At 39.9% G+C, this 25,038-nt stretch carries 26 protein-coding genes; 25 read left to right on the plus strand and 1 reads right to left on the minus strand.

Annotation, left to right across the window (positions count from 1 at the left end):
- Positions 1-23: 23 nt before the first annotated feature.
- The 21 genes from ACKVEV_RS19675 (at position 24) to murA (ending at position 20,465) form a co-directional block, all read left to right on the plus strand.
- Positions 24-1,058, plus strand: coding sequence for an L-threonylcarbamoyladenylate synthase (locus ACKVEV_RS19675; protein WP_409367892.1), 1,035 nt, complete (start codon positions 24-26; stop codon positions 1,056-1,058).
- 165 nt (positions 1,059-1,223) lie between these two features.
- A complete protein-coding gene (locus ACKVEV_RS19680; protein ID WP_409367893.1) occupies positions 1,224-1,721 on the plus strand; it encodes a manganese efflux pump MntP family protein in 498 nt (165 codons plus the stop codon).
- 17 nt (positions 1,722-1,738) lie between these two features.
- Positions 1,739-2,179 carry a low molecular weight protein arginine phosphatase gene (locus ACKVEV_RS19685; RefSeq protein WP_409367894.1) on the plus strand — a complete coding sequence of 147 codons (441 nt, stop codon included), beginning with the start codon at positions 1,739-1,741 and terminating at the stop codon, positions 2,177-2,179.
- Positions 2,180-2,187: 8 nt separating this feature from the next.
- Positions 2,188-3,471: a methyl-accepting chemotaxis protein gene (locus ACKVEV_RS19690; RefSeq protein ID WP_409367895.1), complete on the plus strand. Its 1,284-nt coding sequence runs from the start codon at positions 2,188-2,190 to the stop codon at positions 3,469-3,471.
- A gap of 358 nt (positions 3,472-3,829) precedes the next feature.
- Positions 3,830-4,267: a ribose 5-phosphate isomerase B gene (gene rpiB, locus ACKVEV_RS19695; protein ID WP_409367896.1), complete on the plus strand. Its 438-nt coding sequence runs from the start codon at positions 3,830-3,832 to the stop codon at positions 4,265-4,267.
- 102 nt (positions 4,268-4,369) lie between these two features.
- Entirely contained in the window at positions 4,370-4,912 is a 543-nt protein-coding gene (locus tag ACKVEV_RS19700; RefSeq protein WP_409367897.1) for a TIGR01440 family protein, read from the plus strand.
- A gap of 61 nt (positions 4,913-4,973) precedes the next feature.
- A complete protein-coding gene (gene glyA, locus ACKVEV_RS19705; RefSeq protein ID WP_409367898.1) occupies positions 4,974-6,215 on the plus strand; it encodes a serine hydroxymethyltransferase in 1,242 nt (413 codons plus the stop codon).
- A 530-nt stretch (positions 6,216-6,745) separates the two neighbouring features.
- The gene (locus ACKVEV_RS19710) at positions 6,746-8,899 is read left to right on the plus strand and encodes an EAL domain-containing protein (RefSeq protein WP_409367900.1); all 2,154 of its coding nucleotides are present in this window, start codon (positions 6,746-6,748) and stop codon (positions 8,897-8,899) included.
- 126 nt (positions 8,900-9,025) lie between these two features.
- Complete coding sequence (gene upp, locus ACKVEV_RS19715) at positions 9,026-9,655, plus strand: uracil phosphoribosyltransferase (RefSeq protein WP_173478609.1); 630 nt, start codon at positions 9,026-9,028, stop codon at positions 9,653-9,655.
- Between the two features lie 169 nt (positions 9,656-9,824).
- Entirely contained in the window at positions 9,825-10,946 is a 1,122-nt protein-coding gene (gene wecB, locus ACKVEV_RS19720) for a non-hydrolyzing UDP-N-acetylglucosamine 2-epimerase (protein ID WP_409367902.1), read from the plus strand.
- A 535-nt stretch (positions 10,947-11,481) separates the two neighbouring features.
- Positions 11,482-11,853, plus strand: a complete 372-nt coding sequence (locus tag ACKVEV_RS19725; protein WP_139860289.1) for an ATP synthase subunit I — start codon at positions 11,482-11,484, stop codon at positions 11,851-11,853.
- Positions 11,854-11,887: 34 nt separating this feature from the next.
- Entirely contained in the window at positions 11,888-12,598 is a 711-nt protein-coding gene (atpB, locus tag ACKVEV_RS19730) for a F0F1 ATP synthase subunit A (RefSeq protein WP_409367903.1), read from the plus strand.
- Positions 12,599-12,662: 64 nt separating this feature from the next.
- A complete protein-coding gene (gene atpE / locus ACKVEV_RS19735) occupies positions 12,663-12,887 on the plus strand; it encodes a F0F1 ATP synthase subunit C (RefSeq protein ID WP_004269474.1) in 225 nt (74 codons plus the stop codon).
- Between the two features lie 178 nt (positions 12,888-13,065).
- A complete protein-coding gene (gene atpF / locus ACKVEV_RS19740) occupies positions 13,066-13,587 on the plus strand; it encodes a F0F1 ATP synthase subunit B (protein WP_409367904.1) in 522 nt (173 codons plus the stop codon).
- Positions 13,584-14,120: a F0F1 ATP synthase subunit delta gene (locus ACKVEV_RS19745; RefSeq protein WP_409367905.1), complete on the plus strand. Its 537-nt coding sequence runs from the start codon at positions 13,584-13,586 to the stop codon at positions 14,118-14,120. Before atpF ends, ACKVEV_RS19745 begins: the two co-directional genes overlap by 4 nt.
- A gap of 28 nt (positions 14,121-14,148) precedes the next feature.
- The gene (gene atpA, locus ACKVEV_RS19750) at positions 14,149-15,657 is read left to right on the plus strand and encodes a F0F1 ATP synthase subunit alpha (protein ID WP_402926579.1); all 1,509 of its coding nucleotides are present in this window, start codon (positions 14,149-14,151) and stop codon (positions 15,655-15,657) included.
- Between the two features lie 49 nt (positions 15,658-15,706).
- Entirely contained in the window at positions 15,707-16,564 is an 858-nt protein-coding gene (gene atpG / locus ACKVEV_RS19755; protein WP_409367906.1) for an ATP synthase F1 subunit gamma, read from the plus strand.
- Positions 16,565-16,613: 49 nt separating this feature from the next.
- Positions 16,614-18,029: a F0F1 ATP synthase subunit beta gene (gene atpD / locus ACKVEV_RS19760; protein ID WP_409367907.1), complete on the plus strand. Its 1,416-nt coding sequence runs from the start codon at positions 16,614-16,616 to the stop codon at positions 18,027-18,029.
- Between the two features lie 24 nt (positions 18,030-18,053).
- A complete protein-coding gene (locus tag ACKVEV_RS19765) occupies positions 18,054-18,461 on the plus strand; it encodes a F0F1 ATP synthase subunit epsilon (protein ID WP_409367908.1) in 408 nt (135 codons plus the stop codon).
- A 57-nt stretch (positions 18,462-18,518) separates the two neighbouring features.
- The gene (locus ACKVEV_RS19770; protein ID WP_173478602.1) at positions 18,519-18,758 is read left to right on the plus strand and encodes a DUF1146 family protein; all 240 of its coding nucleotides are present in this window, start codon (positions 18,519-18,521) and stop codon (positions 18,756-18,758) included.
- Between the two features lie 393 nt (positions 18,759-19,151).
- Positions 19,152-20,465 (plus strand): UDP-N-acetylglucosamine 1-carboxyvinyltransferase, encoded by a 1,314-nt coding sequence (gene murA, locus ACKVEV_RS19775; protein WP_409367909.1) that lies wholly within the window; start codon positions 19,152-19,154, stop codon positions 20,463-20,465.
- 21 nt (positions 20,466-20,486) lie between these two features.
- On the opposite strand, the gene ACKVEV_RS19780 is transcribed toward murA, so the two are convergent.
- A complete protein-coding gene (locus ACKVEV_RS19780; protein WP_409367910.1) occupies positions 20,487-21,725 on the minus strand; it encodes a hypothetical protein in 1,239 nt (412 codons plus the stop codon).
- Positions 21,726-21,836: 111 nt separating this feature from the next.
- On the opposite strand from ACKVEV_RS19780, the gene spoIID reads away from it, so the two are divergent.
- The 4 genes from spoIID to ACKVEV_RS19800 all read left to right on the plus strand — a co-directional run bounded on the left by spoIID (position 21,837) and on the right by ACKVEV_RS19800 (position 25,033).
- Positions 21,837-22,781 (plus strand): stage II sporulation protein D, encoded by a 945-nt coding sequence (gene spoIID, locus ACKVEV_RS19785; RefSeq protein WP_409367911.1) that lies wholly within the window; start codon positions 21,837-21,839, stop codon positions 22,779-22,781.
- Between the two features lie 37 nt (positions 22,782-22,818).
- A complete protein-coding gene (locus ACKVEV_RS19790; RefSeq protein WP_409367912.1) occupies positions 22,819-23,475 on the plus strand; it encodes a peptidoglycan DD-metalloendopeptidase family protein in 657 nt (218 codons plus the stop codon).
- Positions 23,476-23,609: 134 nt separating this feature from the next.
- Positions 23,610-23,870, plus strand: a complete 261-nt coding sequence (locus tag ACKVEV_RS19795; protein ID WP_004269485.1) for a sporulation transcriptional regulator SpoIIID — start codon at positions 23,610-23,612, stop codon at positions 23,868-23,870.
- Between the two features lie 167 nt (positions 23,871-24,037).
- Positions 24,038-25,033 carry a rod shape-determining protein gene (locus tag ACKVEV_RS19800; RefSeq protein ID WP_409367913.1) on the plus strand — a complete coding sequence of 332 codons (996 nt, stop codon included), beginning with the start codon at positions 24,038-24,040 and terminating at the stop codon, positions 25,031-25,033.
- Positions 25,034-25,038 lie beyond the last annotated feature (5 nt).

A 25,038-nucleotide genomic window follows, 5' to 3' on the forward strand; every position in this document is an offset into this window, starting at 1 on the left:
ACGATTGAAAGAAGGTTTTTCATATGGAAACCGTTTGTAAGATTGTGGATAGTAATGTGAATAGTCAAACAACTTATGCACAAGCTGTGGATATCTTAAATGCTGGAGAAGTAGTGGCATTTCCAACAGAAACGGTTTACGGTTTAGGTGCCGTAGCTACAAATGATAAGGCTGTTAAAAAAATATTTAAGGCAAAGGGACGTCCTTCAGATAATCCACTAATTGTTCATATCGGAACAAAAGAAGAAGTAGATCTTTATATAGAACATATTTCTGAGCTCGCAAAAAAATGTATGGATGCCTTTTGGCCAGGGCCACTGACACTTGTTATGCCAGTGAAGCCCAATGTGTTAGCTGAAAGTGTGACAGCTGGTTTAAAAACAGTTGGAATTCGTATGCCGGATCATCCCGTTGCACTGGCATTACTTCAGCAAATTCACAAACCGCTTGCCGCGCCAAGTGCGAATCGCAGTGGTAAACCAAGCCCGACAGAAGCAATCCATGTAAACGATGATTTAGCAGGGTACATACCGTATATTTTAGATGGAGGTCCGACAGGCATTGGTTTTGAATCGACTGTGCTTGATGTTACGCATGAACCACCTGTTATTTTACGTCCTGGTGGTATTACAAAAGAAATGTTAGAGGCAGTAATCGGTCCAGTTGTACAGCCTACTAAAATAGAGCAGACAATGGAAGAAACACCGAAAGCGCCTGGCATGAAATATACGCATTATGCACCGAATGCACCTGTTTATTTAATTGACTGTGAGGAAAGCAAAGTCCAGCAAGCGATACAACAGCTGCAAGCACAGCTACAAAAAGTAGCACTGCTAGCACCAGAGAGCTTTGATCATCTCCAAGCAGATTACTTTTTCTCGATCGGTGAAGCAGGTAGTCAAGAAGAGATGGGCGCTGCACTATATCAAGCATTACGTGCTTGCGATAAAACAGCAGCTACCATTATTTTAGCGACGACGACATCAACAGAAGGTGTAGGTGCCGCTATTATGAACAGACTTGAAAAAGCAGCTGGTGGCAAGTGGTTTACACTATAATCCTGTGACGAATCGGACTACTACTGGCGATTTCATAGGCAATCAAAAAACTCATCTATAAATAGATGAGTTTTTTGATATTGAAAATGTCTCAATGGGCATTATGATAATACTGTATTTCCAAGCATAAAATGATAAAATATTAGGAAACGAAGGAGTGCATTCTTGCAGGGGATTCTTGCAGGTGTTTTAACGTCTGTTGATGTCATCGGTTTATTTGTTTTAATTCCAAATGTAAAATATCGCTTTTTTTTGTCAATGTGGACAGCTACATTGCATATGCTTTTTCCGCTTCTCGGCTTTGAATTAGGGCATTACTTAGTGCGCTTTTTATTAGATTGGGGACAATGGATTTCAAGTATTTTGCTATTTGGTATTGGCCTACATTTACTGTTGTTTTCCCACAAAAATGAAAAAATAACCATTTCGCCTGTTTTATTAGCTGTGACTGCTAGCCTAGACACCTTTTCAGTAAGTGTTTCTTTTGGTATGCTTAACTTAGAAAAAACAATTTTTATTATGAGTGCTGGATTGAGTGCTTTTGTGTGCGCATATGGTGCTTTAGTCGTAGCGCGCAGGAGTCAGGTCTTTTTTGGCAATAAAATTCAAATCATTGCAGGGATTATTTTTATCATGATGAGTATTCTTGCTATCCAAAAATAATAAGGAAGGTGATAAGTGTGAATATATTATTTGTTTGTACAGGGAATACTTGTCGCAGTCCGATGGCTGAAGTTATTTTAAAACATAAACAATTGAATGATGTTCAAGTTCGTTCAGCTGGGATTTATGCAATGCCAAATGCTGAAATGTCTTTACATGCCCAGCAAGTATTAAATGAAGCGAATATGGTACATCAACATTTAGCAACCCAATTATCGATAACTGAAGTAGAATGGGCCGATTTAATTTTAACCATGACAACTGCACATAAAGATACGATTATTGCGAACTACCCAAACGCAGAAAAGAAAGTTTTTACACTGAAAGAATATACGACTGAAGGTAGTTTAGGAAATGTTGTCGATCCATACGGCGGTCATAAAGCTATATACGAAGAAACATTTGCAGAGTTAAACACATTAATAGAACAGTTAGTAAAAATACTTGAGAAGAATTGAGGGGCACTATGAAGAAAAAGTTTGGCTTACGACTTAAATTAGTTTTATTTGTAAGTATACTTGCACTAATTACTTATAGCATCAGTTTTCTATTCATTGAATTTGTACAACCTACTTTTTTCCCGGAAATCAATCGTAAGCTATTTGAAGTGATTACTTACTTATTAGGGATTACTTGGTCAGGTATTTTAGCTGCAATTTTCAGTGTTATTTTAATCAAACCATTACAACAGCTTGAATATTCTGCTAAACGCGTTGCAGAAGGAAAAATCGGACAGGATGTAGTCATGCCAAAAACGAATGATGAGATTCGTTCAGTGGCGATGGCATTCCAACAAATGGTGTTAAATTTACGCCAAATGGTAGAAAGTATTGATCAAAACTTTCAACAAACAAATCAATCGATTATTAAACTATCGGATGAAACTGCTGTTGCTACAAAGAAAGCAGATGGCATTGCGGTAACGGTCAAACATATTTCGGCAGGAGCGGAAGCATCTGCTACAGCAGTACAAGATACAGCAGAAGCGATTGAAGATGTACGAGCATTAGCAACAGAAGTTAATACGAGAGCTGAACAATCTGCGACACAATCGAAAGAGATTTTACATAATTTAACTAATACTACAAAAGCGATTGAAACGTTAGTCAACAGCATTCAACAAATTGCGGCTGGCAACAATGAAGCACTAGAAAGTATTCGTACGTTAGAAGATAATGCTGGACAGGTGGAACGCATTATCGGCTTAGTAGGCGACATTGCTGCACAAACCAATTTACTAGCATTAAATGCATCAATTGAAGCTGCTCGTGCTGGGGAACACGGCAAAGGCTTTGCGGTAGTTGCAGAAGAAGTTCGTGGCTTAGCTGATGAAAGTGCGAAAGCAGTACAAGGAATTACTTCTCTTATTCAATCAATGCAACAAAATGTTGAAGTGGTCGTGAAACAAATGAATCAACAAGTGGCATTTGCCACAAAAGAAGCAGCACGCGTTTCAGAAACAACGACTGCTGTGGAAGGGATGTCGTCAAGTGTCCATGAAATGGCAACAGCGATTGTAGAGATTTCTTCATTAATTGAAAAGCAAATGAACAATATTGAAACAACAGCTCGACAATCACAAGAAGTTGCGGCGATTGCGCAAGAAACATCAGCTGGTGCACAGGAAGTAAGCAGTGCAACAGAAGAGCAAGCACATGCAATTGAGCAAGTAGAACAACTTGCCCATGACCTGAAAAAACAATCCGAAGCACTCCATAAAATGATTCAACAATTTGATAGACAAGCATAAGAAAGAAGACTGCGAACAAGCCTATAAAAAGCTTGTCCGCAGTCTTTTCCTTTGTTGTGAATTGGACGATAATAGGGTCATTTGAAAAAATATTGAAATAGTATGTCCACTGTAGTTGAAATGGGAAAAAAACTTTAGTAGAGCGAATATTACAACAAAAGACCATTATCCGAATTTATTAACAGGATATTCACATTATCCACAGAAAAAACCTTTAAAAATGAACGATTTCACAAAGTTAAACAAGAAATGTTCGTCTTTTAGGAGAAATCAGCATAAAATTGCAACAAAAATCATGTTATTCTTGGGGTATTAGTGGTAAACTTATGTTGACTATATTTCGAAATGAGGGAACCCAGTGAGAATAGCAATTTCTTCTGATCACGGAGGCAATAACTTACGTCGTGAGATTATGCACCTGCTAGATGAGCTAAACATTAGCTACGAAGATTTTGGTCCACAATCTGCGGATTCAGTAGACTATCCTGATTATGCAAAGCCAGTTTCTGAAGGTGTTGCTAGCGGGGAATTTGATAAAGGCATTTTAATTTGTGGTACAGGGATTGGCATGTCCATCGCTGCGAACAAAGTAAAAGGCATTCGTTGCGCATTAGTACATGATGTATTTAGCGCAAAGGCAACACGTTGCCATAATGATTCAAATATTTTAGCGATGGGTGAGCGCGTCATTGGGCCAGGCCTTGCACGTGAAATTGCTCAAACATGGCTTGAAACAGATTTTGAAGGTGGACGTCACACACGCCGCGTAGAAAAAATCGCTGAACTAGAACAATAAGCGTGAGCAAGTTTAGTTGTAAAGGTGACAGTCAAGTGCTGTCACTTTTACCTAAAGTTGTTTCACATTAGTACAAGATATGAAAATAAGGGGCTGAGCTTAATGGTTGTGCAACAAATACAGGCGCAATTGACTCAGTTACTCAGTGAATTCGAAGAGCAAGTTGTATTGCGACCAAATACTATTTTTGTCGTAGGCTGCTCAACGTCTGAAGTGATTGGTCAGAAAATTGGCACAGCAGGTGCACTTGAAACCGCACACGCGATTTTTGAGCCGTTGCAGGCATTTGCCAAGAAACATCAACTACACCTTGCGTTCCAAGGCTGTGAACATATTAATCGAGCTATAACGTTGGAAGCTTCAGTTGCAGAACAATTTGGCTATGAACCTGTAGCCGTTATTCCAGTTCGCACGGCAGGCGGATCGATGTCAGCTTATGCCTATACGAAATTGGACAATCCAGTAGTGGTAGAAGCAATACGTGCACAGGCTGGTATGGATATAGGCCAAACATTAATTGGTATGCATTTAAAGGAAGTAGCTGTTCCAGTTCGTACTTCTGTGCGAACAATAGGAGAAGCGGTTGTGACAATAGCAACAACACGTCCAAAGCTTATTGGTGGCGAACGTGCTGTATATAAATAACACTACTTCTGTTATCAGAGGTACATGTAAATAACGACTATACTTAGGAGGCTTTTCAAACATGGCATACGAAAAATTAGCACTACAAGACAAAGCGGTATTAGATGGGATTTTAGCAGAGAAAAAACGTCAACAAGCGAATATCGAGTTAATTGCATCTGAAAACTTTGTATCTGAAGCAGTAATGGAAGCACAAGGCTCAGTTCTTACAAACAAATATGCTGAAGGTTATCCGGGAAAACGTTACTATGGCGGCTGTGAACACGTAGACGTAGTGGAAGATATTGCACGTGATCGTGTAAAAGAAATCTTCGGCGCAGAATATGCGAACGTACAACCGCACTCTGGTGCACAAGCAAACATGGCTGTCTATCACACAATTTTACAACCAGGTGACACAGTGCTAGGGATGAACCTTTCTCATGGCGGTCACTTAACACATGGATCTCCTGTAAACTTCTCAGGTATCCTATATAATTTCGTAGAGTACGGTGTAACTGAAGATACACACGTAATCGACTATGAAGATGTTCGTCAAAAAGCTTTAGAACATAAACCAAAACTAATTGTAGCAGGTGCTTCTGCATACCCACGTGAAATCGATTTCTCTAAATTCCGTGAAATCGCAGATGAAGTTGGCGCTTACTTTATGGTAGATATGGCACATATCGCTGGTCTTGTAGCAGCTGGAGAGCACCAATCACCAGTACCTTACGCTGATTTTGTTACATCTACTACACATAAAACATTACGTGGCCCACGTGGTGGTTTAATTCTTGCTTCGAAAGAATGGGAGCAAAAATTAAATAAATCCGTATTCCCAGGTATTCAAGGTGGACCTTTAATGCATGTGATCGCTGCTAAAGCTGTAGCATTTGGTGAAGCATTACAACCGGAATTCAAAGAATACGCAAAACAAATTAAAGCAAATGCACGCGCTTTAGCCGAAGTGTTAATTGAAGAAGGTGTAGAAATCGTATCAAATGGTACAGATAACCACTTATTACTTCTGAACGTAAAATCTCTTGGCTTAACTGGTAAAGTAGCTGAGCATGCATTAGATGAAGTCGGCATTACAACGAACAAAAACACGATTCCTTACGATACGGAATCTCCATTCGTTACGTCTGGTATTCGTATTGGTACTCCTGCAGTGACATCTCGCGGCTTTAAAGAAGAAGATATGAAAGAAGTAGGTGCAATTATTGCAGCTGTTCTTAAAAATCCTGAAGATGAAGCAGTGAAAGCACAAGCAAAAGAGCGTGTGATTGCTTTAACTGATAAACACCCATTATACGCATAATATGCTAGTTTAATAAGGCTGTGTCTAAAGTGTCCGATTCACTTTAGGCACAGTTTTTTGCTTAATCCACTTCATGGTGTGCCCGCGGAAAGCGCCGCAGAAGTGGACATCAACGCAATAGGGAAAAGAGTAGGACTGTTGGTATTTTCCTGCGATCCAAAATAAATAAAGCCTTAGCTATTGATTTTTTGTAATAAATAAAAAACAAGCAGAGCTCACTTAGTTGAGGGTTGCGGCTTACGTGTGTGCCCGCGGAAAGCGTCGCCGAAGTGAACATCAACGCAATAGCAAATTAGCTGTTGTCCCAACCATCTTGGTAACTACAAAAATTTCTTTTTCGCTACCATAAAAATAAATTAATCTTATTTTTGTTTTTTTTTACATATATATTAAATAAAAAGGTGTATTATATTCTATAAGGACACCTAATGTCCTTAAAAAGATTGTTTTTTTATAAAAGTGACAATTTAGCGAATTTTTTATGTACAATATAAAGAGGAAAAGTTAATGGATGAGACGGGAGGGGTTGGATGGTTTCTAAATCTATGGACATACAAAATAATATCTTATTAACGACAATTCGTAACTTAGGTGAACAATCGAAAGAAAGCTATATTATATTAGATGCCAAAACGCATTTAATAGTAGAATGTAATAATGCCTTTTGCATGCTTACCAACACAATGCGTTCCCAAATTCTAAATAAAGATTATTTTACAATGCTTTCGAATGACCTACAGACGTCAACAATTGACATGATACAAGAGAAAATACATAGTGGAGCAATGATGACAACAAAGTTATATCATCAACGCTTCGACAAACAACCCTTTTGGGCGGAAATGCAGACCCTTCCTTTTCAAAATAATGATAATGAAACATTATTTGTGTTAGTGCTCGTGAAGGATGTTACCTATTATCATACGGAAGATTTTTTAACGCAATTAGAAAAAGTCGTGTATGAGGCAATCGAAAAAGACGATCCATTTAACAAAAAAATGGTCACTATTTGTAGCAAAATAGATGAATTTTTTATGCCGCATGTCTTTAGTTCAATACTTATTAAAACAGAAACCAATCAATTTCAAGTCTTTACATCAAGCAGTGATCGAGAGGATGTACCGCAACTTTGCGACATGAATGATTTTTATTATAAGGTGATGCAGCAACATCAACCAATTATTGCAGAAAATCTTGAAGAGCTTGCTTCTTTAACCGATTTTGAAAATTTATCGGGCATCACAAATGACTACTCAGGATGGTTTGTCCCCATTCATAATCAACAACAACAGGCAATCGGTTTTTTTGCGATCTATTCACGTTATCCTAAAGACAGTACTTTTTATAACAATATGTTTCAAAAAATAGGCGCACTCGTTGCATTAGCATTTACGTATGCTAAAACACAGAAAAAAATATGGGATTTAGCCTATAACGATATTTCAACGGGCCTGCCAAATCGACATAGCTTCGTCAATAAAATTCAAATGGAAGAACAACACGGGCAAAGTGGGTTTATCAAAATTATAAAGCCTAGTGAATTTCACCAAGTCGTTGAATTATACGGTCGAGAAGCTGGAGACGAGTTGTTGAGACAAGTTGCTAACCGTCTGCTTGAATATCAAGACTTGCCTGAATATATTGCTAGGTTCACAAGTTCTAGTCTGATTATTTCGCAAATAACGGCCGAAGAATCGTTAAATGATTACGAAATGCGAATAAAAGAATTAATACGCCAACCGTTTATTATTAATGATAAACAAATTTACATTACATTAAAGACAGGCGTTTCTTACTTTGATAACAATATCAAAATTGCCGATGCAATTAGATTTGCTGACAACGCACTATCTTTTGCGGCCAATAAACCTGGAACGCATATAGAGATATTTACAAAAGAACGCAATGATTTATTAGAGCAGCAGATGACAGTGCTTAATCATTTATCGCAAGCACTAAAAAATAAAGAAATAACGGTTAATCTACAACCAAAGGTCGATTTACGAACGGGTGAAATTCAAAGTATTGAAGCATTAGCTCGTTGGCAATCACCGATTCTTGGTTTCGTATCGCCCGCAATGTTTATTCCGGTTGCTGAAAATGCAGGAAAGGTACGGGAAATTGATATTCATATTTTAGAAATTGTCCTTGCATGGTTAGCAGAGAGGCAACGATTAGGGAAGAAGTTAGTAAAGGTTGCGGTCAATATATCACCCGATCATTTTTACTATCCTCATTTTGTCAAAGATATTCAGCAGTTAGTTGAAAAATATGCCATTGATCCGAGCAATATCATTTTAGAAGTGACGGAAAATATCGGCTTAGTTGATTTTCAAACCGCCTTTGCAATTATTCAAGAATTAAAGAGCTTCGGCTTTAAAACATCAGTGGATGACTTTGGGACAGGTTTTTCTTCGCTTAGTTATTTACAAAGATTGCCGTTCACAGAGCTGAAAATAGATCGTAGCTTTATAAATAATATCAATGATGATGCTGCAACATTGGCCATTGTTCGTTCAATTATTCAATTAGCATTGAATCTTGGCATGACATCCGTTGCGGAAGGGATTGAAAGCGAGGAGCAGGTAGAGATATTACGTGCGCTTGGTTGTACGGTAGGACAAGGTTACTTCTATTATAAACCGATGACAATTGAGCAGCTGAATACGATACTGGACGTCTAATTTGCTTTAAAATGTAGCAAACACTCTAGAAAAGGGAACATCTCGAATTTATTTTTGAGACAGTTCCTTTTTTCTGTTATACTAGTTGAGATAAAAATGAATCCGAACGGTTAGGAGAGAACCACTTTGAGCAAAGTATACGTATTTGATCATCCACTAATTCAACATAAGTTAACTTATATTCGTGATAAAAATACAGGAACAAAAGAATTTCGTGAGCTAGTAGACGAGGTCGCAACATTAATGGCTTTCGAAATTACACGAGAAATGCCTGTAGAAGAAATTGAAATTGAAACACCCGTAACAATCGCGAAAACAAAAGTTCTTTCTGGGAAAAAACTTGCCATTGTACCGATTTTACGTGCAGGAATCGGCATGGTAGACGGCGTATTAAAATTAATTCCAGCTGCAAAAGTTGGTCATATCGGACTTTACCGTGACCCTGAAACATTAAAACCAGTTGAGTATTACGCAAAACTACCAGCAGATGTTGAAGAACGCGATTTCATCATCGTAGACCCAATGCTTGCTACAGGTGGTTCAGCAGTAGAAGCCATCAATTCACTAAAAAAACGCGGTGCGAAAAGCATTAAATTTATGTGCTTAATTGCTGCGCCAGAAGGTGTAAAAGTAATTCAAGATGAGCATCCAGATGTAGACATCTATATTGCAGCACTTGACGAAAAGTTAAATGATCACGGTTATATCGTTCCTGGTCTAGGTGATGCTGGTGACCGTTTATTCGGTACAAAATAATATTGCTTGTTGAAGCAATAGCAATACCTAACAGCAACTTTATAGCACTTGAAAGCGTCCTTCAGTATTGAAGGACGTTTCATAGTATGTTTAGGCAATTATGCCATCTCTTCATACAGGTTGAGAGGCATTGCACGTACAATATAATCAAAGGACGGTGCAAATCGTTTTGACGAAAAAATGGAAAGTGATGACGATTTTCGGTACGAGACCAGAGGCGATTAAAATGGCCCCGCTTGTATTGGAATTACAAAAACATCCCGAGCAAGTGGAATCAATCGTGACTGTAACAGCACAACATCGCCAAATGCTTGACCAAGTATTAGAAACATTTAAAATTACGCCAGACTACGATTTAAACATTATGAAAGATCGTCAAACACTAATTGATGTGACAACGAACGCATTACAAGGTTTAGATAAAGTCATGAAGGAAGCGCAACCTGATATTGTGTTAGTGCATGGCGATACGGCAACAACATTTATCGCGAGCTTAGCAGCATTTTATAATCAAATTGCCATTGGCCATGTGGAAGCGGGACTTCGTACATGGAATAAGTATTCACCTTACCCTGAAGAAATGAACCGTCAGTTAACAGGTGTGATGGCAGACTTACACTTTGCACCAACAGAAGTATCCAAGAAAAACCTATTAGATGAAAATAAAAATGCAGAAACCATTTTTGTCACAGGTAATACAGCGATTGATGCACTAGCCACAACAGTGAGTGAGCACTATACACATCCGGTGTTAGATAAAATCGCCAATGATCGCATGATATTACTAACAGCGCACCGTCGTGAAAATCTTGGTGAGCCAATGCGTCATATGTTCCGAGCGATTACTCGCATTTTAGCGGAGCACGATGATGTGCAAGTTGTCTACCCAGTGCATATGAACCCTGCAGTAAGAGAAATCGCCAATGAAATTTTAGGCGATAATGAGCGTGTGCATTTAATAGAACCGCTCGAAGTGTTTGATTTCCATAACTTCGCTGCTAATTCGTACATGATCTTAACTGATTCTGGCGGCGTGCAAGAAGAAGCGCCATCATTAGGTAAGCCCGTTCTAGTACTTCGTGATACGACAGAGCGTCCTGAAGGCATTGCAGCAGGAACTTTGAAACTAGCAGGAACAGAAGAGGAAACAATTTATGCTCTAGCAAAAGAATTACTAGAGGATAAAGACGCTTATGAAGCTATGGCAAAAGCCTCAAATCCTTATGGAGATGGTCATGCTTCACAGCGTATCGTCGAAGCGCTCTTAGAATTTTTGCAAAAAGGCAAGTAATATACTATTTTTAAACTTAAAAATAAGTAAAAAGAACTAAAAAATCATCCGTAGCTAATTTGCGAGCATATTCATGTCGTAAATTAGCTTTTTTTTGCATTATTTTGAAAAAGCATTTCTTATTTGTGAAACTTCATACACAAATTTGTCAACAATTTGACAAGAGTATAGTAGCTGTGAAGTTTTTCTCCTTTACTAATTGACTTCAAATATCTCCTATTGTATGCTTACAAAGGGTAAGAATGATAAGGGTTTCTATTCGTTGATAGACGTTGAAACACTTGTTATATCAAGTTTCTACTAAATTGACAGTACAAACCACTCTGTCGATTTGCAACGTTTTGTGCGTTTCGGTTTAACACCGAGTAAGTAAGGGGTGTAAGGCATTATTGGGAATTTACACCTGTAATTTCAAATGACTCTCCCGTTACTATTCCGCTGTGAGTAGTGTTTTTCACTGCTCTTTTCTGATTTCACAAAGTGGTCAGCAAACGTTTTCTTTACTCGAAAAAATGATTCAGGAGACTACAAACCAATGCTAGATTTGCATCACATTTTTGCTGTGCAGAAGAGAGCGTTATTTTTTTTGCTCGCACTTTGCGCATTAGGCTGGGGCTTTACGTCCTTTCAAACAGTTTTTGCGGGCATCGCAATCGGTGCATTTTTTGGTACGTATAATTTTTGGATTTTAGTTCGCCGTATGGAGAAGTTTGATCGTTCCATTAGTGAAGGGAAGAAAATAGGTTCACTTGGTACAGCACTTCGTTTTGGATCAGGTGTAGCGGCAGTCGCTATAGCCATTTCGTTGCCAAACTATTTTCACTTAATTAGCACGGTCATAGGGCTAATGATTCCGTACGTTGTTCTCTTTGTCGAGAGAATTGTATCTCATGTAAGGAACCACTAATGTGCTTTATTAGAAAGAGAGGTGAAAAATAACAATGAATCATGAAGCTCCGTTAGTAACCTTTGGATTTTTAACATTTAACTTATCAACAGTTATGATGTTACTAGTTGCTGCTATAGTCGTATTTTTAATCGCGGTTATTTCAACTAGAAACTTAAAGTTAAAACCAACTGGTATGCAAAACTTTATGGAATGGATCATGGATTTCGTAAAGAATATCATTCAAAGCAACATGGACTGGAAAACGGGTGGTCGATTCCACATTCTAGGTATTACACTTATTATGTTTATCGCAGTATCTAACTTATTAGGTCTTCCATTCTCTATCGTCTATGACCACGAACTTTGGTGGAAATCGCCAACAGCTGACCCAACGGTTACAATGACTCTTGCAGCAATGATTTTAGTATTAACACAATACTATGGTATCAAAATGAAGGGGACAGGCCATTATGTTGGTACATTCTTCAAACCGATGTCATTCATGTTCCCGCTAAAAATTATCGAAGAGTTCGCGAACACGTTAACATTAGGTCTGCGTCTTTACGGTAACATTTATGCAGGTGAAATTTTACTTGCTTTAATCGCAGGTTTAGCTGTATCAAGTCCATTCGGTTTCGTAGGTGCAATTGTTCCTATGATGGCATGGCAAGGTTTCTCTATTTTCATCGGCTTTATCCAAGCCTTTATCTTCACAATGTTAACAATGGTATACATGGCTCATAAAGTGAGCGATGACCATTAATATAAAGCATAAATTTTATGCTTGAACCAAAAAAAACAAACAATTCCAAGGAGGAAATTTTAAAATGACAGGTTCATTAGGTTTATTAGCAGCAGCAATCGCAATCGGTTTAGGTGCACTTGGTGCAGGTATTGGTAACGGTCTTATCGTATCAAAAACAGTTGAAGGTATCGCTCGCCAACCAGAAGCTCGTGGCGTTCTTCAAACTACTATGTTCATCGGGGTTGCGTTAGTAGAAGCATTACCGATCATCGCAGTAGTAGTAGCATTCATCGTAATGAACAAATAATTCAGTTGCATACTGAATTTTACTAGTGGCGAAGCAGGATTCTCCAGATGAAACTTCGCCCTTCATTTTGGAACTAATAAAAGCTATGTGCAAATATAGCTTTTTAAAATAGGTAAGTTTTTAAAGTAATACAAATTATTATGTGGAAGTTAAAGCTCTTGAAGGGAGTGAAACAATCGTGTTTTTAGATAATCTTGTACTTGCCGCTGCTGAAAGTAAGTTTAACGGTGGTGACGTCGTTGCAACATTAGTTATCTTCTTAGTACTAATGCTTCTTCTTAAAAAGTTCGCTTGGGGTCCATTAATGGGCATCATGCAACAACGTGAAGAATTAGTAGCAAGTGAGATCGAAGCAGCTGAAAAAGCGCGCAAAGATTCGCACAAATATTTAGAAGAACAAAAAAGCCTTCTTAAAGAAGCTCGTACGGAAGCACAATCGATTGTTGAGGGTGCTAAGAAGCAAGGCGAAGCGCAAAAAGAAGAAATTCTTACAGCAGCTCGCAATGAAGCTAACCGCTTAAAAGAATCGGCTTTACGTGAAATCGAGTCTGAAAAAGAAAAAGCTATCAAAGCTGTACGTGATGAAGTCGTTTCATTATCTGTACTTGCAGCATCTAAAGTCCTTAGCAAAGAGATTTCTGAGGCAGACAACCGTGCTCTAATTGAAGAGACGATTGCGAAGGCAGGGGAAGCTCAATGAGTAATTCAACTGTAGCAAAGCGTTACGCTCAAGCTCTATTTGAAATTGCGCAACAAAAAAATATTCTTGCTGAAGTAGGGGCAGACTTAAACGAGTTAACAAAAGTTGTTACACAATCTACTGATTTTTTAACACTGTTAAACGCACCTAAGTTCTCTATCGAACGCAAGAAACAAATGGTAGCTGAAATCTTTGCAAGTGCAACGCCAGAAGTTTTACACACTGTTCAACTACTTGTTGAGAAGAAACGTGTAAACGAAGTGAAGCTAATTGCTGATGCATATGCTGAGCTTGCTGCACAAGCACAAGGTTCTGCAGATGCAACTGTATTCTCAACACGTGCACTTTCTGCTGAAGAAAGCGCTAAAATTTCTGCAGCATTCGCTCAACTTGTTGGGAAACAATCATTAAACATTACAAACGAAATCGATCCATCATTATTAGGTGGTATTCGTGTTCAAATCGGTAACCATATTTATGATAGCTCAGTAGCGAACAAGCTAGAGCGTCTAAAACGTGAATTAATCGGTTAATAATTTAGAAATGTGAGAGGTGACATACATGGGCATCAAGGCTGAAGAAATCAGCAGTCTGATTAAACAACAGATTGAGAATTATGAATCTGAACTTAAAGTAAGCGAAGTTGGTACAGTTATCCGTATTGGTGACGGTATCGCTCTTGCTCATGGCCTCGACAACGCCATGGCTGGAGAGCTTTTAGAGTTCTCTAACGGTGTTATGGGTATGGCTCAAAACCTAGAAGAAGGTAACGTAGGTATCGTAATCTTAGGTCCATATTCAGACATCAAAGAAGGCGATGAAGTTCGTCGTACAGGTCGTATTATGGAAGTACCAGTTGGTGAAGAACTAATTGGCCGTGTTGTAAACCCACTAGGTCAACCAGTGGATGGACAAGGTCCAATCAACACAACAAAAACTCGTCCTATCGAAAGCCCAGCTTTCGGAGTAATGGCTCGTAAATCAGTACATGAACCATTACAAACTGGTATCAAGGCGATTGACGCACTTGTACCAATCGGTCGTGGTCAACGTGAGTTAATCATTGGTGACCGCCAAGTTGGTAAAACATCTGTAGCAATCGATACAATCCTTAACCAAAATGACCAAAACATGATCTGTATCTATGTTGCAATCGGTCAAAAAGAATCTACTGTACGTGGTGTAGTAGAAACTTTACGTAAACATGGCGCTTTAGATTATACAATCGTTGTGACAGCTTCTGCTTCTCAACCAGCTCCATTATTATTCTTAGCACCATTCGCTGGTGTATCTATGGCAGAAGAATTCATGTTACAAGGTAAACACGTTTTAATCGTGTATGATGATCTTTCTAAACAAGCATCAGCTTACCGTGAACTTTCACTTCTTCTACGCCGTCCTCCAGGTCGTGAAGCTTACCCTGGTGACGTTTTCTACTTACACAGCCGCTTATTAGAACGTGCTGCGAAGTTAAATGAAACATATCAAAATGGTTCAATCACAGCTCTTCCATTCGTTGAGACACAAGCTGGGGATATCTCTGCATACATCCCAACTAACGTAATCTCAATCACTGATGGACAAATTTTCTTACAATCTGACTTATTCAACTCAGGTGTACGTCCAGCGATTAACGCCGGTCTTTCTGTATCACGTGTAGGTGGATCTGCTCAAATTAAAGCGATGAAAAAAGTTGCGGGTACACTACGTCTTGACTTAGCTGCATTCCGTGAGCTTGAATCTTTCGCTCAATTCGGTTCAGATTTAGATAAAATCACGCTTGCTAAACTTGAACGTGGTAAACGTACGGTTGAAGTTCTTAAACAAGACCTAAACAAACCACTAAAAGTTGAAAAACAAGTTGCGATTCTTTATGCATTAACTAAAGGTCATTTAGATGATATTCCAGTTCAAGATATCGTTCGTTTTGAATCTGAATTCTTAAGCTGGTTAGATACAAACCACACAAACGTTTTAGATCATGTTCGTACGACTAAAGAACTTGCTCCTGATGCGGAATACGTTGCAGCTTTAACTGAGTTCAAAAAAACTTTCGCTAAATCAGAATAAGCAACAAAGACAGTCGCTTGATTAAAAAACAGAAGGTGGTGAAATACCAGTGGTAAACTTACGCGAAATTAAAGGTCGTATAAATTCAACAAAGAGCACGAAACAAATTACGAAAGCGATGCAGATGGTTTCTTCTTCAAAGTTACGTCGTGCAGAGCAAAACGCTAAAGCTTACGTTCCTTACATGGAAAAAATCCAAGAAGTAGTAGGCGCTATCGCAACAGGTACAAAAGACAGTGGGCATCCAATGTTAACTGCTCGTCCTGTTAAGAAAACAGCTTACCTAGTTATTGGTTCAGACCGTGGACTAGCAGGTGCTTACAACTCAAGCATCCTACGTCAAGTGCAACGTACAATCGACGAGCGTCATAAATCAAAAGACGAATACGTGGTGTTAGCAGTAGGTCGTGTTGTTCGTGATTACTTTGTGAAACGTGATCATAATGTTATTAGCAGTGTAGTTGCTCTTCCGGACCAACCATCATTCGCTGATATTAAAGAAATCGCTCGTAATGCTGTTGGTATGTTCATTGACGGTACGTATGATGAACTTTATATGTACTACAATCACTTTGTGAGCGCTATCGCAAACGAAGTGACAGAGAAAAAACTTCTTCCATTAACAGATATTGCACCTGTAAGCAGCAATGCCTCTTATGAATTCGAGCCATCTGGTGAAGCAATTCTAGAAGTATTACTTCCACAATATGCGGAAAGCCTAATTTACGGTGCATTATTAGACGGAAAAGCAAGTGAACATGCTTCTCGTATGACTGCCATGAAAAATGCGACTGATAATGCATCTGATCTTATTTCAGACCTATCATTGCAATATAACCGTGCACGTCAAGCAGCGATTACACAAGAAATTACAGAAATCGTTGGTGGGGCTGCAGCCTTAGAATAGGCGCAGCTCACCAATGTCGTATAAGAATACGATAGGAGGGTACACAGTAATGAATAAAGGACAAGTTATTCAAGTAATGGGTCCAGTTGTTGACGTAAAATTCAGCAATGGCCAATTACCAGCAATCTATAACTCATTAACAGTTAAGATTGAACGTCCTAATGAAGAACCAACAACTCTTGCATTAGAAGTTGCACTTCATTTAGGTGATGATTCTGTTCGTACAATTGCAATGTCATCTACTGATGGCTTACAACGTGGAGCAGAAGTAACAGATTCAGGAAAAGCTATCTCAGTACCAGTTGGTGAAGTGACTCTTGGTCGTGTATTCAACGTATTAGGAGAAGTAATCGACTTAGGTGAAGAAATTCCAGCTGATGCTCGTCGTGATTCAATTCACCGCGAAGCACCATCTTTCGATGAGCTTTCAACTTCAGTTGAAATCCTTGAAACAGGTATCAAAGTAGTAGACTTATTAGCACCATATATTAAAGGTGGTAAAATCGGTCTATTCGGTGGTGCCGGTGTAGGTAAAACTGTATTAATCCAAGAATTAATCAATAACATCGCACAAGAGCACTCTGGTATCTCTGTATTCGCTGGTGTAGGTGAGCGTACTCGTGAAGGGAACGACTTATTCTTCGAGATGAGCGATTCAGGCGTTATCAAGCAAACTGCGATGGTATTCGGTCAAATGAACGAGCCACCAGGCGCACGTATGCGTGTAGCTTTAACTGGTCTTACAATGGCGGAATACTTCCGTGATGAGCAAGGTGCAGACGTACTTTTATTCATCGACAATATCTTCCGTTTCACACAAGCTGGTTCTGAGGTTTCTGCCCTATTAGGTCGTATGCCTTCTGCGGTAGGTTACCAACCAACACTTGCAACTGAAATGGGTAAATTACAAGAGCGTATCACATCTACTAACAAAGGATCTGTAACTTCTATTCAAGCGATCTATGTACCAGCCGATGACTATACTGACCCGGCTCCAGCTACAACTTTCGCCCACTTAGATGCAACTACTAACCTTGAGCGTAAATTATCTGAAATGGGTATCTACCCTGCGGTTGACCCATTAGCTTCGACTTCTCGTGCATTATCACCAGAAATCGTAGGCGCTGAGCACTACGCAGTAGCTACTGGCGTACAACGTACAATCCAACGTTACCGCGAATTACAAGATATCATTGCTATCTTAGGTATGGATGAGTTATCTGACGAAGATAAACAAACAGTTGAACGTGCTCGTCGTATTCAATTCTTCTTATCTCAAAACTTCCACGTTGCGGAGCAATTCACTGGACAAAAAGGTTCTTACGTTCCTGTTAAAGAAACGGTTCGTTCATTCAAGGAAATCCTTGAAGGTAAATACGATCACCTACCAGAAGATGCTTTCCGTTTAGTTGGTTCAATTGATGAAGTAGTTGAAAAAGCGAAAAGCATGGGCGTAGAGGTTTAATACTAGGGACGAGGAGGAAAAAATATGAAGACAGTTACAGTCAATATTGTCACTCCCGACGGCCCAGTATACGATTCTGAAGTATCAATGGTAATCGCGAAAACAACTTCAGGTGAAATTGGTGTTCTTGCTGGCCATATTCCAATGGTCGCTCCACTTGCAATTGGTGCAGTGAAGCTTAAAAAAGAAGACGGTTCTACAGAAGTTGTAGCTGTAAGCGGTGGTTTCATTGAAGTTCGTCCAGAAAAAATCTCAATTTTAGCACCTTCTGCTGAAATTGCTGAAAACATCGATGTTCAACGTGCTAAAGAAGCCGTTAAACGTGCTGAAGGACGAATTCAAGGTAAACAAGATAACATTGATTTCAAACGTGCTGACCTAGCATTAAAACGTGCGTTGAATCGTATCAACGTTCATGAGGGTAATATCTAATTCAATTTTTAACGGGCAGATTCATATCTGCCCGTTTTTTAAATGGAGGAACACGATGTGGAAATTTATGAAGCAGTAGGGCAAGAAGCTTTAATGGGTATTTTATCGCATCTCTTTTTTATTGCTATCACATTTTACGCTTTGCAGGCCTTCATGTTAGAAAAACTGTTCAAGAAAAATAAAGTGTTTCAAATACAGTTAATTTATATTTTGTTGAGCATTGCAATTGGGACTGCAGTATCTAATTTCTTTTTACAAATTTCAAGCTGGTCTGGCAAACTGCCGTACTTATTTTAAATAAGCGAGTTATATTTTTCGGTGAGATGCGTAACTTAATACGTGCATATTTCAAAGGGCTTCATAAGATAACTTATGTGGTCCTTTGAAGTATGTTCAAAAGAGGTTTAATATGTCGCAGAAACGGATATATATTGTTCGACGCACTTTGATATGTATTAGAAAAATTAACATATTTTCCCGTGTTATTGGTCATTCACAAAAAAAATATTCATGCGTACAATAAATAAATAGCAAAATATCAATAAATGCCTTAAAATAGTGATTTGGACGCTTGAACGAGCGTGCGAAAAGTTGTACTATAAAGTTGTTTGTTTACTGATTATGACATTATACATCTTTTTTTAAAATAAATTTTGATAGGTTAAGAGATTGAATTCGGAGGGACGTAAGGTGGATAAAATTATAGTGACTGGCGGCCAAAAGCTACAGGGAAAAGTTCGTGTAGAGGGCGCAAAAAATGCAGTGTTACCAATCCTAGCGGCAGCTTTACTTGCTTCAAAAGGAGAAAATGTAATTAAAGAAGTCCCTAACTTAGCAGATGTTTATACCATAAATGAAGTACTAAAAAGTCTAAACGCTGATGTTACATATATACCAGAAGACAATACTGTATATATAGACGCAACAAAAGAACTTTCAAGTGAAGCGCAATTTGAGTATGTGAGTAAAATGCGTGCATCTATTTTAGTGATGGGTTCATTACTTGCTCGAAATGGCTTTGCACGTGTTGCTTTACCGGGTGGCTGTGCAATCGGATCACGTCCAATTGAATTACATTTAAAAGGCTTTGAGGCAATGGGTGCAAAAATTTCATTTGGGCACGGCTATGTGGAAGCGAAGGTAGAGGGTCGTTTACAAGGTGCGAATGTGTATTTGGATTTCCCAAGTGTTGGAGCTACAGAAAATATCATGACAGCTGCGTCTTTAGCAAAAGGAACAACAGTCATTGAAAACGCAGCAAAAGAACCTGAAATCGTAGATCTTGCAAACTTTATTAATAGTATGGGTGGGCGTGTGATCGGTGCAGGTACGAATACGATTCGTATTGAAGGCGTTGACACATTATATGGGACAGAGCATTATATTATTCCAGACCGTATCGAAGCCGGTACATTTATGGTAGCTGCTGCGATTACAAAAGGTGATGTAACGATCGAAAATGCTGTGCCTGAGCATATGACAGCTTTAATAGCGAAAATGCGTGAAATGGGCGTAGAAATTACCGAGCTAGATGAAGGTATTCGCGTGCGAGTTCCGCAAACATTAAAAGCCGTAGACATTAAAACAATGCCACATCCAGGTTTCCCAACGGATATGCAATCACAAATGATGGCCTTAATGTTAACTGCTGAAGGTACGAGTATTATTACAGAAACTGTTTTTGAAAACCGCTTTATGCATGTGGAAGAGTTCCGTCGCATGAATGCCGGTGCTAAAATTGAAGGACGCTCTGTGTTTATCGAAGGGCCTGTAGACCTACAGGGAGCTGAGGTTATGGCAACAGATTTACGAGCTGCGGCTGCACTAATTTTAGCTGGCCTTGTGTCAGAGGGCATGACGCGAGTAACAAAGCTGCACCACTTAGATCGCGGCTACGTAGACTTCCATGCTAAACTAGCATCACTAGGCGCAAATATCGAACGTATCACAACAATGGATGTTACATCAAAAGAAGAAACAACACTAGAATTACCCGCAAACTAACTAACTTAAAACCCCATTTGCTTATAGCAAGCAAATGGGTTTTTTTTGATTGTATGAAAGCAAAAGGAATATCCCGCGGAACGGAGCTATAATTCCGCGAAGCAGGGAGAGAATTCCGCGAAGCAGGGAGGTAATTCCGCGGAGTGAGGAGGTAATTCCGCGAAGTGAGGAGGTAATTCCGCGAAGTGAGGAGGTAATTCCGCGAAGTGAGGAGGTAATTCCGCGGAGTAGAGAGGTAATTCCGCGGAACAGAGCGATAATTCCGCGGAGCAGCGAGGTAATTCCGCGAAGCAGGGAGAGAATTCCGCGAAGTGAAGAGGTAATTCCGCGGAGCAGAGAGAGAATTCCGCGGAGCAGGGAGAGAATTCCGCGGAACGGAGCGATAATTCCGCGAAGCAGAGGGAGAATTCCGCGAAGCAGAGCGATAATTCCGCGAAGCAGGGAGAGAATTCCGCGGAGCAGCGAGGTGATTCCGCGGAGCAGGGAGGTAATTCCGCTGAGCAGGGAGGTAATTCCGCGAAGCAGAGAGAGATTCCCGCGAAGCAGAGAGGGAATTCCGCGAAGCAGCGAGGGAATTCCGCGGAACGGAGCGATAATTCCGCGGAACGGAGCGATAATCCCGCGAAGCAGAGGGATAATTCCGCGAAGCAGGGAGGTAATTCCGCGAAGCAGCGAGGTAATTCCGCGAAGCAGAGCGATAATTCCGCGGAGCAGGGAGAGAATTCCGCGGAGCAGCGAGAGAATTCCGCGAAGCAGGGAGAGAATTCCGCGGAACAGAGCGATAATTCCGCGGAGCAGGGAGAGAATTCCGCGGAACGGAGCGATAATTCCGCGGAGCAGAGCGAGAATTCCGCGGAGCAGAGAGAGAATCCCGCGAAGCAGAGGGATAATTCCGCGAAGCAGGGAGAGAATTCCGCGGAGCAGAGAGGTAATTCCGCGGAACAGAGCGATAATCCCGCGAAGCAGAGAGAGAATTCCGCGGAGTAGAGAGGTAATTCCGCGAAGCAGGGAGAGAATCCCGCGAAGCAGAGGGTTAATCCCGCGGAACGGAGCGATAATTCCGCGAAGCAGCCAGAGAATTCCGCGAAGCAGCGAGAGAATTCCGCGGAGCTGCGAGGTAATTCCGCGAAGCAGGGAGAGAATTCCGCGGAGCAGGGAGAGAATTCCGCGGAGTGAGGAGGTAATTCCGCGGAGCAGGGAGAGAATTCCGCGAAGCAGAGGGACAATTCCGCGAAGCAGCGAGGTAATTCCGCGAAGCAATCCCCCTGAACAAAGCAAAACAACCGCAGGAACAGAGTAATCCCCTTAATCCAAAGCAAAATCCCTTAGCACAACGCTCATAATTTAAAGAGCGCTCGCATATTATTCCTTATGAAAAATTGGATAATGAGTATTGGCGTTATTTGTTTAATTGGTGCATTATATATACTTCCTGTTGCATTCAGTGAGAGACGAGCGGATGACAGTGCGAACGACTCTCTACAAAAGACCGAAAATGCCTGTGAAATATTCATAGAAGTGGAGGGACAAAAGGATAAAATTCCTTTAGAAACGTATATAGTCGGTGTTGTCGCTGCGGAAATGCCTGTATCCTTTAACAAAGAGGCTTTAAAAGCACAAGCGATTGCAGCGAGGACATATGCTCTAAAAACGACAAATTACGGCAAGAACGCCATTGCACCGACTGTGGCAAGGCAAGTTTACTACAATAAAGAACAACGAAAAGCTAATTGGACTAGCAATTTCCCGGGAAATGAAAAGAAGATTGTCGAAGCGATCACTGAAACAGAAGGACAAGTTCTTCTATATAATAATGAATTAATTACAGCGATGTTTCACTCGACGAGTAATGGCCAAACGGAAAGTGCCTATGGCTACAGTGGCAATGACTTGCCATATTTACAAAGTGTTGCAAGTACTTTCGATCAAGCCTCTCCGAAGTTTGCAACAATAAAAGAATGGACGTTGGCACAATGGAATGCGTTATGGTCAATTAAATGGCAAGCATCCGATTTTGGTCGCATGCAATTGTTTCTAAATGATTCAGGACGTGTTGACCGGCTACAGTTAGGGGATAATGTTTGGTCAGGGAGAGAGATTCGAACACTCTTACAATTACCATCAACAGACTTTAAGATTTCCTATAATGCGAAAGTTGGGAAGGTACAAGTAGCGACGAAAGGATACGGTCATGGAGTAGGCATGAGCCAGTACGGTGCAGATGCGATGGCAAGCGAAGGAAAGACGGCTTCAGACATTTTACACTATTATTATCAACAAATTGAGATAAAAAAAATAGATGCATGTTTAAAATAGCTTCTAGTTGTTCACACTGCAACTAGAGGTGATGAAAATGAGAGAGGATAAAAATAGTAAAACTTCTCAAAATGAAAAAGGACAATTGCAGAAAAAACCTTGGTTTTGGCCGGCGGTATACGCGGGTGGTGCGTTAATGTTAGCAGGTATGTTATTTGGTTACAATAGTCTTGTATCGAAAGAAGAGGCGCCGCTACCAGATTTAGCACAAGTAGACCCAGGTCCAGTAGTTGAAACAAATGCAAAAACAGAAACAATGAAGTATCCATTCAAGGAAGCTGAGCTTAGTAAAGTACAAGTTTCACAGGAATTTTATGAAGTGGAAGCCAACGAAGAGTCGCGTGAAAATGCATTAATGGTATTTAATCAAACATTTACAACATCGTCAGGCATTTCTCTTTCTATGAATGGGGAAGAATTCGAAGTAGTTGCTGCGTTAAGTGGTAAAGTACTAGAAGTAAAACTAGATGCATTCACAGGCAATAAAATCGTGCTAGAGCATGCAGATGGTAAGCAAACGCATTATAGCTCTGTGAAAGATATTGTCGTGAAAGAAGGCGACGAAGTGACACAAGGTCAGGCACTTGGCAAAGCGACTGACAATGAGTGGAATCAAGCAGCCGGTGTTCACATGCATTTTGAAGTACTAGAAAACGGTAAATACGTAAACCCGAAAAAATTCCTAGGATTTTAAAAAAGTCAGCAATTTAACGAGAAAGTGCAAATCGTGTTCTGAATAGCTTTGTCCTCACATAAGGTGAAGAAATGCGCAGACGTGCATCTGATGCCAAAGCCATTTTGTGAAATTGTGTGGAAAGGACGAAGAACGTGCACGAGCACATTCGGAAGCGCTGCATACGCCTCGGTGAATTATTGATTGAGACGCGTGAAACTGTGCGTGTCCTCGCGAAAATGACAGGTTACTCAAAAAGTACGGTGCACAAAGATTTAACAGAGCGATTACCAACAATTCATGAAGGATTAGCCGATCAAGTGAAAGAGATTCTCGCCTACCATAAAGCCGTACGTCATATTCGTGGAGGAGAGGCAACGAAAAACAAGTGGAAAGAAAGAGCGAGTCAAGAATGATTCGTTCTTTTTTTGTCCATTTCTAGTTGTGTCCATATAATTGTAGGAAAACAAGCATAATGACTAAATTTAGGTGAAATTACCAATGGGGTATGATAAAATATTCTAGATAAATAGACAATAGGAACGTTATGTAGTTTTAACTGGCGGGAAGGAGAAATCAAAAAATGTTTTCGAAGGATATAGGCATAGACTTAGGAACTGCGAACGTATTAATCCACGTAAAAGGTAAAGGAATCGTGTTAAATGAACCTTCTGTGGTGGCGATAGATAAAAAGACAAACAAGGTGCTAGCGGTAGGAGAAGAAGCGCGTCAAATGGTGGGGCGTACGCCTGGTAATATTACTGCAATTCGGCCATTACGCGATGGCGTCATTGCAGATTTTGATGTTACAGAAGCGATGCTTAGACATTTCATCAATAAGTTAAATTTAAAAGGATTTTTAACAAAACCACGCATTTTGATTTGCTGCCCAACAAATATTACAAGTGTTGAGCAAAAAGCGATTCGTGAAGCTGCTGAAAAATCTGGTGGTAAAAAAGTATATTTAGAAGAAGAGCCAAAAGTGGCGGCAATCGGTGCTGGTATGGATATTTTCCAACCAAGTGGCAATATGGTCGTTGATATCGGTGGCGGAACAACAGATATCGCGGTACTTTCAATGGGCGACATCGTAACAAGTGAGTCTATTAAAGTGGCTGGTGATGTTTTTGATAATGATATTTTGCAATATATTAAAAAGGAATATAAATTGCTCATTGGTGAACGTACAGCAGAAGCAATTAAAATAACAATCGGTACAGTGTTTAAAGGTGGCCGTGACGATTCAATGGATATCCGCGGTCGTGATATGGTAACAGGCTTACCACGTACAATTACCATTAACTCTGATGAAATCGAACGTGCATTACATGAATCGGTAGCAATGATTGTACAATCGGCTAAAAACGTATTGGAAAAAACACCGCCTGAGCTATCAGCAGATATTATTGATCGTGGTGTTATTATTACAGGTGGTGGCGCACTACTACACGGTATGGACCAGCTGTTAATAGAAGAGTTAAAAGTACCAGTATTCATTGCAGAACATCCAATGGATTGTGTGGCAATTGGTACAGGCATCATGCTAGAAAATATTGATCGTGTTCCAGCTTCTCTATAAAAATA

Origin of the sequence: Lysinibacillus sp. 38-6, assembly GCF_046245175.1 — a bacterium.
GTDB lineage: Bacteria > Bacillota > Bacilli > Bacillales_A > Planococcaceae > Lysinibacillus.

Excerpts from the sequence above, each read along its gene's own strand:
- ACKVEV_RS19675 (WP_409367892.1), top strand. The coding sequence starts at position 24 with ATGGAAACCGTTTGTAAGATTGTGGATAGTAATGTGAATAGTCAAACA.
- ACKVEV_RS19690 (WP_409367895.1), top strand. The coding sequence starts at position 2,188 with ATGAAGAAAAAGTTTGGCTTACGACTTAAATTAGTTTTATTTGTAAGT.
- ACKVEV_RS19700 (WP_409367897.1), top strand. The coding sequence starts at position 4,370 with ATGGTTGTGCAACAAATACAGGCGCAATTGACTCAGTTACTCAGTGAA.
- glyA (WP_409367898.1), top strand. The coding sequence starts at position 4,974 with ATGGCATACGAAAAATTAGCACTACAAGACAAAGCGGTATTAGATGGG.
- ACKVEV_RS19710 (WP_409367900.1), top strand. The coding sequence starts at position 6,746 with ATGGTTTCTAAATCTATGGACATACAAAATAATATCTTATTAACGACA.
- ACKVEV_RS19725 (WP_139860289.1), top strand. The coding sequence starts at position 11,482 with ATGCTAGATTTGCATCACATTTTTGCTGTGCAGAAGAGAGCGTTATTT.
- atpB (WP_409367903.1), top strand. The coding sequence starts at position 11,888 with ATGAATCATGAAGCTCCGTTAGTAACCTTTGGATTTTTAACATTTAAC.
- atpE (WP_004269474.1), top strand. The coding sequence starts at position 12,663 with ATGACAGGTTCATTAGGTTTATTAGCAGCAGCAATCGCAATCGGTTTA.
- ACKVEV_RS19745 (WP_409367905.1), top strand. The coding sequence starts at position 13,584 with ATGAGTAATTCAACTGTAGCAAAGCGTTACGCTCAAGCTCTATTTGAA.
- atpA (WP_402926579.1), top strand. The coding sequence starts at position 14,149 with ATGGGCATCAAGGCTGAAGAAATCAGCAGTCTGATTAAACAACAGATT.
- atpD (WP_409367907.1), top strand. The coding sequence starts at position 16,614 with ATGAATAAAGGACAAGTTATTCAAGTAATGGGTCCAGTTGTTGACGTA.
- ACKVEV_RS19765 (WP_409367908.1), top strand. The coding sequence starts at position 18,054 with ATGAAGACAGTTACAGTCAATATTGTCACTCCCGACGGCCCAGTATAC.
- spoIID (WP_409367911.1), top strand. The coding sequence starts at position 21,837 with ATGAAAAATTGGATAATGAGTATTGGCGTTATTTGTTTAATTGGTGCA.
- ACKVEV_RS19790 (WP_409367912.1), top strand. The coding sequence starts at position 22,819 with ATGAGAGAGGATAAAAATAGTAAAACTTCTCAAAATGAAAAAGGACAA.
- ACKVEV_RS19800 (WP_409367913.1), top strand. The coding sequence starts at position 24,038 with ATGTTTTCGAAGGATATAGGCATAGACTTAGGAACTGCGAACGTATTA.